A 235-nucleotide genomic window follows, 5' to 3' on the forward strand; every position below is an offset into this window, starting at 1 on the left:
CCCTTATTCCTAATTGCTTAATGAGAGAAACTATGCTTTTTATAACAATTTGACTCTTATCAACATCTTTATCATCAACAAAAAATCCTCTATCTAATTTTATTACATTTAATGGTATATTTTTAAGCATATTTACAGAAGAATATCCCGAGCCAAAATCATCCATTGCAACTATAAAGCCAATATCCTGTAGATTTCTACTAACATTAAATAGAGTATCAGTATCTCCAAACAT

General features: G+C 28.1%; 1 protein-coding gene. It reads right to left on the minus strand.

What is annotated here, in order from left to right:
• Positions 1-235: EAL domain-containing protein (locus QCD85_RS23745; RefSeq protein WP_301264092.1), on the minus strand; the 235-nt coding region annotated here is incomplete at both ends.

Source organism: Paenibacillus sp. PsM32, from assembly GCF_030433815.1.
Lineage (GTDB): Bacteria > Bacillota > Bacilli > Paenibacillales > Paenibacillaceae > Saccharibacillus > Saccharibacillus kyungheensis.